General features: G+C 69.4%; 12 protein-coding genes. 7 read left to right on the forward strand and 5 right to left on the reverse strand.

Going from position 1 to position 8,689, the window contains the following annotated elements; genetic code table 11:
- Positions 1 to 128 precede the first annotated feature (128 nt).
- Positions 129 to 767, forward strand: a complete 639-nt coding sequence (locus ACFYMM_RS26645) for a DUF6518 family protein (RefSeq protein ID WP_388390730.1) — start codon at positions 129 to 131, stop codon at positions 765 to 767.
- A gap of 182 nt (positions 768 to 949) precedes the next feature.
- Here ACFYMM_RS26645 and ACFYMM_RS26650 read toward each other — a convergent pair whose 3' ends face one another.
- Together ACFYMM_RS26650 and ACFYMM_RS26655 are read right to left on the reverse strand one after the other, a co-directional pair.
- Positions 950 to 2,116, reverse strand: a complete 1,167-nt coding sequence (locus tag ACFYMM_RS26650) for an AI-2E family transporter (RefSeq protein WP_388390732.1) — start codon at positions 2,114 to 2,116, stop codon at positions 950 to 952.
- Between the two features lie 167 nt (positions 2,117 to 2,283).
- Complete coding sequence (locus ACFYMM_RS26655) at positions 2,284 to 2,460, reverse strand: hypothetical protein (RefSeq protein ID WP_388390734.1); 177 nt, start codon at positions 2,458 to 2,460, stop codon at positions 2,284 to 2,286.
- 417 nt (positions 2,461 to 2,877) lie between these two features.
- Here ACFYMM_RS26655 and ACFYMM_RS26660 point away from each other — a divergent pair, with 417 nt between their 5' ends.
- Entirely contained in the window at positions 2,878 to 3,051 is a 174-nt protein-coding gene (locus ACFYMM_RS26660) for a CsbD family protein (RefSeq protein ID WP_388390995.1), read from the forward strand.
- Positions 3,052 to 3,200: 149 nt separating this feature from the next.
- Positions 3,201 to 3,953 carry an SDR family NAD(P)-dependent oxidoreductase gene (locus ACFYMM_RS26665; RefSeq protein WP_388390736.1) on the forward strand — a complete coding sequence of 251 codons (753 nt, stop codon included), beginning with the start codon at positions 3,201 to 3,203 and terminating at the stop codon, positions 3,951 to 3,953.
- A gap of 331 nt (positions 3,954 to 4,284) precedes the next feature.
- On the opposite strand, the gene ACFYMM_RS26670 is transcribed toward ACFYMM_RS26665, so the two are convergent.
- Both ACFYMM_RS26670 and ACFYMM_RS26675 read right to left on the reverse strand, forming a co-directional pair.
- Complete coding sequence (locus tag ACFYMM_RS26670) at positions 4,285 to 4,854, reverse strand: GNAT family N-acetyltransferase (RefSeq protein WP_324783286.1); 570 nt, start codon at positions 4,852 to 4,854, stop codon at positions 4,285 to 4,287.
- Positions 4,855 to 4,989: 135 nt separating this feature from the next.
- Entirely contained in the window at positions 4,990 to 5,475 is a 486-nt protein-coding gene (locus ACFYMM_RS26675; protein WP_388390738.1) for an ATP-binding protein, read from the reverse strand.
- Between the two features lie 153 nt (positions 5,476 to 5,628).
- Between ACFYMM_RS26675 and ACFYMM_RS26680 the strand changes: the two genes are divergently transcribed.
- From ACFYMM_RS26680 to ACFYMM_RS26695, 4 genes are all read left to right on the forward strand, one after another.
- On the forward strand, positions 5,629 to 6,006 hold the full coding sequence (locus ACFYMM_RS26680) for an STAS domain-containing protein (protein ID WP_388390740.1): 378 nt from the start codon (positions 5,629 to 5,631) through the stop codon (positions 6,004 to 6,006).
- A 384-nt stretch (positions 6,007 to 6,390) separates the two neighbouring features.
- Positions 6,391 to 6,714: a hypothetical protein gene (locus ACFYMM_RS26685; RefSeq protein ID WP_388390997.1), complete on the forward strand. Its 324-nt coding sequence runs from the start codon at positions 6,391 to 6,393 to the stop codon at positions 6,712 to 6,714.
- Positions 6,715 to 6,959: 245 nt separating this feature from the next.
- The gene (locus tag ACFYMM_RS26690; protein WP_388390742.1) at positions 6,960 to 7,154 is read left to right on the forward strand and encodes a hypothetical protein; all 195 of its coding nucleotides are present in this window, start codon (positions 6,960 to 6,962) and stop codon (positions 7,152 to 7,154) included.
- Between the two features lie 327 nt (positions 7,155 to 7,481).
- Positions 7,482 to 7,610, forward strand: a complete 129-nt coding sequence (locus ACFYMM_RS26695) for a hypothetical protein (protein ID WP_388390744.1) — start codon at positions 7,482 to 7,484, stop codon at positions 7,608 to 7,610.
- Positions 7,611 to 7,795: 185 nt separating this feature from the next.
- On the opposite strand, the gene ACFYMM_RS26700 is transcribed toward ACFYMM_RS26695, so the two are convergent.
- Positions 7,796 to 8,677 carry an SDR family oxidoreductase gene (locus tag ACFYMM_RS26700; RefSeq protein WP_388390746.1) on the reverse strand — a complete coding sequence of 294 codons (882 nt, stop codon included), beginning with the start codon at positions 8,675 to 8,677 and terminating at the stop codon, positions 7,796 to 7,798.
- Between the last annotated feature and the right edge of the window lie 12 nt (positions 8,678 to 8,689).

The raw sequence follows: 8,689 nt of genomic DNA on the forward strand, positions 1-8,689 counted from the left end.
GTATCCGAGGGGAGCGACATCCATGGCGATTCCCCGCCGACGGCGGTGGAGGATGCCGGTTGACCGGTGACCGATGTGACTCGGGGCGGCTATACATCACATGTATACACTCTGTGTATAGTACGGGAATGGCTATCGGAACCACATCCCGTCGCGACACCCCCGCCACCGTCCTCGCCGCGATCGCGACCTTCGGGCTGCTGCTCGGCTGGGCCACGTACGGCCTGCACGGGACGACACCCCTGGTGGAGCGAGCGACCAACTCGGTGTCCGCCTGGATCATCTGGACTGCCGTTGCCGGTGCGCTGATACGTGTCCGGCAGCTCGCCGTTCGGGGCGGGGCATTGATGATGCTCGCTGCCTGCGGTGCCTACTACGTGACGTCCGCACTCGGGGACACATTCGGGGCCGGAGGGCTCGGAACCGCCGCCGTATGGTCGGTGGCGGGGCTGGCGGGAGGTCCGCTGCTGGGGTGGGCCGGTTGGACGGTACGGCGCGGGCGGGGGGACGTGCGGGCGGCGGCCGGGGCGGCCATCGCGACGGTGGTGCTGGGGGAGGCACTCTGGCTGGGCCTGACGCTCCACTACAGGGGTGAGGCGGTCGCCTTCCTGGCCGTCGGCGCGCTGCTCACCGCTCTCCTGACCGTCTACCTGGCGCGCGCCGGGGTGCATCGTTACTGGCTGTGCACCGCACTCGCCCCCGTGGGCGGCTTCGCCTTCTACCTCGCCGAGGAGGGCATCCTCGACGGCCTGCTCGGATCGCTGTAACGGTCCAACTCGTCACTCGATCCAGTGTGTTGTTCACGGCCATTCGTCGACGGCCGGGGTCGCACGTCACACCGGTCACGGGCACGTCCGGCAGTGGACGCCGTCGCCGGGCTCGTCCAGGTCGCACAGCGCGTCGTCGTCGCAGTCGAGGTCGAGGAGCGTCCGCGGTCCGGGGCAGCCCGTCACGCGGCGTCGGTGCTGGGGAAGACGTACTCGTCGAGCAGGATGCCGATGGCCACGGCGGCCGGTACGGCGACCAAGGCACCGATGATTCCCAGCAGCGCGCCCCCGACGAGGACGCCCACGACGGTGACCACGGGGTGTACGTCGACGGCGTACTTCATCGCGCGAGGCATGATCAGGTAGTCCTCTGCGAGGCGGAAGCCCACATAGAAGCCGGCCGTGGCACCCGCGATCGCCAGGGAGACCGACAGGGCGACCAGGCTCACGGCCACTCCGGCGACCGTTGAGCCGACGACCGGGATCAGATCCATCAGCGCGACGAAGAAGCCCAGGGCAGCCGGGTACGGTACGCCGATGGCCGCGCACCAGGCGAAGGTCGCGAGCCCCGCGATGCCCGACGTCGCGAGGTTGGCCAGCATGAACCGGCCCGTCCGGGTCAGGATCTCGTCCGTCACCGCCTCGACCCGCGCGCGCTTGCTCGCGGCGACGAAGCGGAACCCGAACTGCTTGATCTCGGGCAGGGCGACCATCAGGTAAATGGTCACGACTACGACGATGACCGCCGACGTAACCAGGTTCAGCACCATCTTTCCCGCTCCCAGCAGCCCGCCCAGGACACCCGAGCCGCCGGAGGCAAGAGTGCCGCGGACCTTGGAAATCAGGTGATAGCGGTCTTCCAGGTGGCCGAGGTAGGTGTGCCGGTCGTGAAGCTGGGTGAGCCACTTCGGAATCGCCTTGGCCAAGGAGTCGACCTCGTCCGTGACCGGCTGGGCGATCAGCGCGACGAATCCCGCCATACACAGCACGAACACGAGAAGCACGATCAGAACCGCCCAGCCACGACGTACGCGGTGTCTGGTCAAGAGGGCGACCAGCGGCTCCAGGCCGATCGCAATGAAGACGGCCGCCAAGAACAGTGACAGCAGTTGCCCGATCTGCAGAACGGTGTGCACCAGCACCCAGGCCACAGTCGCACCGAGTCCCAGGGCGAAGCCGGCCCGCAGCCACGACCCTCTGCGTTCAACGGGTCGTGGCGGGATGAATCCGGGTTCTCTCCTCCCCCGCCCGCCGCTTCTTGGCCCCCCGGCCGCAGCCTGGGTTCCCCGCACCGCTCCATTCGCCGCCCGCGCACGCCGACGTGCGCGGGCGGCGTAGCCGCGTGCCATGAGCAGCCCTCCTCGGGGCGGGTCGGGTGGTTGTCCAGACCGAAGTGGCGAGCCGCTGTCCGTGCCAGGCAGTGTTCCCCCCTTCCCGATCTTCTGTCCCTCAGTTCTTGCAGGTGCTGCCACATCCGCAGCAAGCCGACGGAGATGCCGAGGTCCCCGAAACGCCTTCAGCGTCTGCGGCCGCGGACGGTCCAGCCGCCTCCCAGGCCCGCGAGGTGCAGGGCCAGAGCCGTGAGACCGAGAAGCATGACGTTGGTCGAGGTGAAGGTGTGGTTGGTCGCGATATCTGCCGCGTTGATCAAAAAGGCGATGAAGAACAGGACAGCGGAAACGATCGCCAGCATGGTTTTCGGCCTCCTCGTCGGGTGACGTCCGTGTTGCACTCCCCTGCGAATTCCCGCCGCCCGGCAACTCACACCGGCAGCGTCACGCAGGTCGGCCGAGTCTCGCCGACCGATGTCGGCCGGGAGGACAGAGGACATTCAGGGCGGGCACTCGCCAACGGCTGCTGCCCGTGCGCCGTGGAGGAATGGCGGAAAAGGCTGATATCGATTTCCTTCTCCCCGGCTCGCAGTATTTTCGTACGCACCGGCGCCACGGGGCCTGGTGTGCCTCCAGGCATCCCCCAGACCGGGTGATCGGCCGACTTCCCGGAGAGCCGTGGTCGCCGTACCGCTGTTTGCGAGAGGCGGTCTCGGGCATATCAGACTTATCCTGTCAACTAGGACAGCTAGGTGACCACGGCAGGAGGCGTATCTGTCATGTCGGCTGGTGAGAAGGCCAGGGCCAAGGCCGAACAGGCCAAGGGGAAGCTCAAGAGGGCTACGGGACGAGCCGCCGTCGATGACCCGATGGTCGCCGAGGGCCAGGCGGAAAAGTCCAAGGGCGATGCACGTCAGGCCAAGGAGAAAATCAAGGACATGTTCAAGCGCTGACCGCTGAAGCGCTCACGAGTACGGGCCTTCACCTCCCACCAAGGGGGTGAAGGCCTTCCTGCTACGGGAGCCGAGCCCCCTTTTGGTGCTTCGGGCGCGAGCCGAAAGCCAGGTCGGATTCTCGCCAGCTTCCGGCGCTGGTGCCCGCAATGCTCGACGTCATGAACCGACTTGAAGGAAACGTGGCCTTGATCACGGGCGGCAGCCGGGGCATCGGTGCCGCTGTGGCGTTACGGCTGGCCGAAGAAGGCGCCGACGTCGTCCTGACCTATGAGAACAGTACGGAACGCGCCGCCCAGGTGGTGGAGCAGATCAAGGCCAGTGGGCGCCGGGCGCTGGCAGTCCAGGCCGACAGCGCCATCCCGGAGGCGCTCACCGCCGCGGTGGACGAGGCCGTCGCGACGTTCGGCAGACTCGACATCCTGGTCAACAACGCCGGTGTCTTCCTCGTCGGCCCACTCGAAGACCTGGGGCCGGCAGAGATCGATCGGACCCTGGCGGTGAACGTCCGGGCGCCGTTCGCAGCGACCCAGGCGGCCGTACGTCACATGGGCCGGGGCGGCCGCATCATCAGCATCGGCAGCAATGTCGCCGAGCGTGCGGTCTTCCCGGGACTGGCGCTGTACTCGATGAGCAAGACGGCTCTGATCGGAATGACGAAGGGACTGGCCCGAGAACTCGGTCCGCGTGGAATCACCGTCAACTTGGTTCATCCCGGCCCCACCGACACGGATACCAACCCCGCTGACGGGCCGAACGCCGAGGTGATCGCCGGCTTCACGGCTGTGGGCCGCTATGCGGAAGCGGCCGAGATCGCGGCCACCGTCGCCCACCTGGCGAGTGTGGACGGCGCGTACATCACAGGAGCCTCGATCCACGTCGACGGCGGCTTCACCGCCTGACGAGCGAGCTGTGTTCGATCAGGTCACGGGACGAATCGCGGGCAGGTTCGGGCGGGTTGAACTCCGGGCCGCAGCCCGCGGCCCGCGCTTACCTGCTCGGGCTGTTATCGAGCGTCGGACGAGACCGGCTTCCTGCAGCCCTGGCCACCAGCCGGCGACGGACCCTGATCGACCGGCGGCTCTACCTCCCGGAACACTCCTGATCCGATGATCCCGAACGCCGTGACACAGCCGGGATACCCGAGACGGTGCGCTTCGCCACCACGTCCCGTCTGGCCCAGGAGATGATCGGGGCCGTGTGGAAGATCACGGACAGGAGGCGGCGTCGGGCTCAATCGCCTGATCGACTGCCTAGATCCGCGGACAGCGCCGCGTAGATGTACTCGCTGCCCCAGCGATCCCCGTCAAGGTCGTTCTCGACCAGGTGCGCCTCCCGGCGCATCCCGAGGCGCTCACAGACTCGTACAGACCCGGTGTTCTCGACATCCAGCCGTGCGTAGAGCCGGTGCACGCCCAGCGTGTCGAAGGCAAACCCGGCCAGCGCCGCGGCCGCCTCGGTCGCGTAGCCGTGCCCCTGGTGGCCTGGGTCGAGAGTCCAGCCGATCTCGGCCTGGGCGGCGCGGGCATCGGCCAGGGCTAGGCTCACCTCGCCCAGGACACCGGGCTCATCGCGTCGGCAGACAGCGAGCGCCAGCTTGTCCCCGTCGGCGCGCCAGGCCGTCTGCGCCGCGCGCTCGGCGGCAACCTGCTCGCTGCGCTCACGCGTGTGCGCCGGCCGGTACAAGTAACGCGCCACGCTCGGCAGGCTCTGGTAGGCGTACAGGTCGTCGGCGTCGCCGGGAGTGAACAGACGCAGCGATAACCGGGCCGTGGTCAACGGCAGCAGTGAGGCAACGTCCATGCAGACCTCCGGGACACGGATGTGGATCAAGTTGCGGACCGATTTTCGCATCACGACTGCCCGCCAGCCACGCCTTTTCACGAGCAGCCCTCGGCAGCCGCCCTTCACCACGAGGCGCGGCATTCCAGGAGTTGTTCACTGACCCACGCTTCTCGTGCGCGGCGCTGCCCGATGTTCGTCGTCCAGGAGGGCGATGCGAGCGGTGATGCGCTTACCGACCGGCTCCCGCTGCGCCTCGAAGCCCTGGGCGACGGCCAGGACGATCTCCAGGCCGTGCTGGCCCACCCGTCCGACGTCCGCGGCCCGGGCCACCGGCAGCACCGGATCACAGTCCCAGACCGCGATCTCGACCATGCCGCCGGTGATGCGCAGGTCCATCAGCACCGGCCCCGGCGCGTACTTGAGGGCGTTGGTGACCAGCTCGCTGACCACCAGCTGGGTGAGGTCCATGGCGCGCTGCGAGACAGGCAGGCCATGCTCGGTCTGGGCGCGCGTGACGAAGCCGGCGGCGAGGTGGCGGGCGCGGGCGATGGACGTTCCGTCGCCTCCCAGCGCCACCGTGGTCTGCACGGCCTGCTCCTCCGGTACCGCACTGTCCTCACCCACCGGGGCTGGTTCCATCGCGGATCGCGGCTCGCTTCTCCTCCCCGTTCACACCCCCGCGCGTACCCGCGCATGCCGGGTACACGCTTTACGCCTTCGACAGGAAGGCATTACCCGCACTGTGCAGGGAAGCACTGCAGGTGAGGGTCTTGGCATGCCAGTATCACCGACATGGCTGAGGGAGAGATGGCGGACACCGAACAGACAGCGCAGCCGGGCCCGCTGACGGTCGTCTCCACCACCACCGACGGCATACGGGTAGTGACCGTCGCGGGAGAGATCGACCATCACACCGGCCAGGCGCTCGGCCAAGCCCTGGACGTCTCCGGCACTCCCCGCCCCCGCATCGTGGTCGACCTGAGCCAGGTCACCTTCCTGGACTCAAGCGGCATCAACCTCTTCATCGCCGCCCACCACGCCGTCGCCGAGGCCGACGGCTGGATCCGCCTGGCCGCACCGACCGAGGCCGTGATGCGCACCCTGCGGATCGTCGGCGTCGATGCCGTCATCGACTGCCGCGAGAGCCTCCGCCAAGCCCTCGGCAACTGACTGATCCACCTGCCCGCCATGCGCTGACCCAGTCGCCTTGAGTAGCCGTACACAAGGTCTTCGGCCTCCCGCACCGCGCTGAGCACATGGCGCGTCCGCCGGCGGGCGCTGCCCGGCCCGGGCCGCGACGGAGCCCGTACACCCGGCGGAGCGCCTCCTGCGGCACACTGCGTGCGACGGACCGTCAGTACGGTAAGGGCTTGCCAAACTTGCCCCGAAGGACTGTCGGTCACGGCCGTGCATACAGCATGCCGGGGAGGGGGTTTCTTGACGCGGTCGGGGAGATGAACGTCGCGGCGGCCGGGGCACAGGGAAGCTCCGTCCGGTTCACCATCGCAGGAGTCTGGGCGGAATACGGCCGGGATCGCCGTCTTCCTCGTGCTGATGGTCGACTCGGTGGTGAACGGTCTCTTCGTCCCGTTGTCCATGCTCTATCTGTCGGCGAGTTCGGGCACCTCCCTGGTACAGGTCGGGACCCTGCTGAGCGTGGCCGGTCTGCTGTCCCTTCCGTTGCCCCTGTGGATCGGTGGTCTCGTCGACCGGCTCGGGCCGAAGCCGATCGTGCTGGTGGCGCAGTTGCTCCAGGCGGCCGGCTTCCTCGGGTACCTCATGGTCCGCAGCAGCGGACGGAACGCGGCAGGGGTCCACCGCCGTCAGCAGGCGGGGTCCACGCCTCGGTTGTCGATGGCGGGCATGGCACGCCGGTAGCGGGTGTCGGTGAGCTGGGAGACGAGGAACGCGGCGATGTCGGCACGGCTCATGGCGGAGCCGACCTTGTCGTGGCCGAGGAAGCCGGAGCGGATGTGTCCGGTGGCGGCCCTCGGGCAGTACCTCGTGCTTCCAGTACGGCTTGTCGCGGGGGTCGGCCAGGGAGGGCGTGGCCAGGCGGATGAAGCGGGAGCAGCGGACACCTCCGTGAGGACTTCGTCCCGGAGGACCTCGTCATCCTGCAGATGGCCAACGCCGGCGTCATCGCCGCCGCCGGCGACTCCGCGCCGGACGCCTGGCGCCGCCTGGTCGGTCACATGATCCGCTCCTATGCCGCCCCCGGCGCACCGATCCCCGCGGTCCCCGAAGCCCCGGCGCCCACCGCCCTCTACCGCGCCATGGTCCGCCTCGCGCGGACAGGCCCGGACTCCGCCCAGTAGGCCCTGCGCAGGTTCCGGGCAGTCGTCCTCCTCGCCGCCGTCTCTTCGGCCTGCTGCTTCTTCCGGGCGCGCCGGCGTCGCTGCCAGCGGTGAGCGCGCCGAGTGCGGTCAGCAAGGCGCCGGGCGTCCCTGGTAAGGCAGCTCCGGGTCCTGTTCGCGCTTGAAGGCGGCGAACATGGCGAGGTCCTCCCGGCGAGCGCCTCCACGTCGCCGGGTCGGTCGTGCGGGCCTCCGACGGCTCCGGCATCGCGGCCTGCGGAACCGCTGCGGCCTCGCGGCCGCCCGCGAAGCCGGAGCAGCACGGGCCTACCACGGTCCGTTGGGCCGGTGTCGCTGCCCAAGAACACGACGCTGCCGGCCCTCGCGCAGATGCTGCACCGGCGTGACTCCAGCCACCAGGTCCCGGCCCGCCGCGCGGTCGAGCGCCACGAGGAAGCCGTCACCAGCTGCGGGTAGGAGACCTGGCCGCAAACGGAGAACACCGGCGGCGGCGCTCGGGGCCCGGCCGTGCTTCGAAGACGAAGCCGACTGCTCGATGACGCCACCCACCCGAACGCGCCCGCGCCAGTCGCGGAAACACATCCGTCATCCGGGTGCCGGGACGCTCCCGGCACCGCTGGACACGACGACCCGGTCGCTGGTCAGGGCTGGAGGTTTTCCAGGTCCTGCAGGAGGCGCGGGTGTTTCGGCTCCCAGCCGAGTGTCTGTCGGGTGTGGCTGCTGGAGGAGGGCTGGTCGGTCGTGAAGATCGGGCCGAGAGGGCCGTACGTCTCGGCCGGCATCGACTTGACCGGCAGGCCCAGGCGTCGGCCGATGACCGCGGCGATGTCGCGCACGCAGTCCCCCTCGTCGTCCACGGCGTGCCAGGAAGTGCCCGCTTCCGCCCGCTCCAGGGCGAGACGGAAGAGGACTGCCGCGTCCAACGCGTGGACGGCCGGCCAGCGTTGCGCCCCGTCGCCTGGATAGCCGGACACTCCGGTCTGGCGGGCGATGCGGGTCAGCAGGCCGGCGAAGCCGCCGTCGCCCTGGTGGTGAACCGTGCGCGGCAGGCGTACGGCCGTGCTCCGGACCCCGTGTGAGGCCAGGCCCAGGATCGCCGTGACCGCGCGGCCGCGACCAGCGACGGGCCCGTCGATCGGTAGCGGGTCGGCTTCGGTGGAGAGGCGGCCGGGCACCCAGGGCGTGCCCGAGACGGTGACGAAGGGGCGGTCCGTGCCGACGAGTTCCTCGCCGAGGGCCGCGAGGGCGGCACTCTCCTCGGCGACCGACTTCGCCAGGGCGTCGGGGCTGGTGAAGTCGTTGCCGAATGCCAGGTGGATCACCCCGTCGGCCTGCGCGACGCCGAGGCGGAGGGCGTCCAGGTCGGCCAGCGCTCCCCGGAGCGGCTCGGCGCCAGCCGCTTCGGCGGCGAGCACGGAGGCCTCGGAGCGGGCGAGCGCGAGGACGGTGTGGCCGTTGTCGAGCAGCTCGGCGACGACGGCGGAACCGATCAGGCCGGTGCCGCCGGTGACAAAGACGTGCATGGAAAACTCCCC

Origin of the sequence: Streptomyces sp. NPDC006739, assembly GCF_042869815.1 — a bacterium.
Classification (GTDB): domain Bacteria; phylum Actinomycetota; class Actinomycetes; order Streptomycetales; family Streptomycetaceae; genus Streptomyces.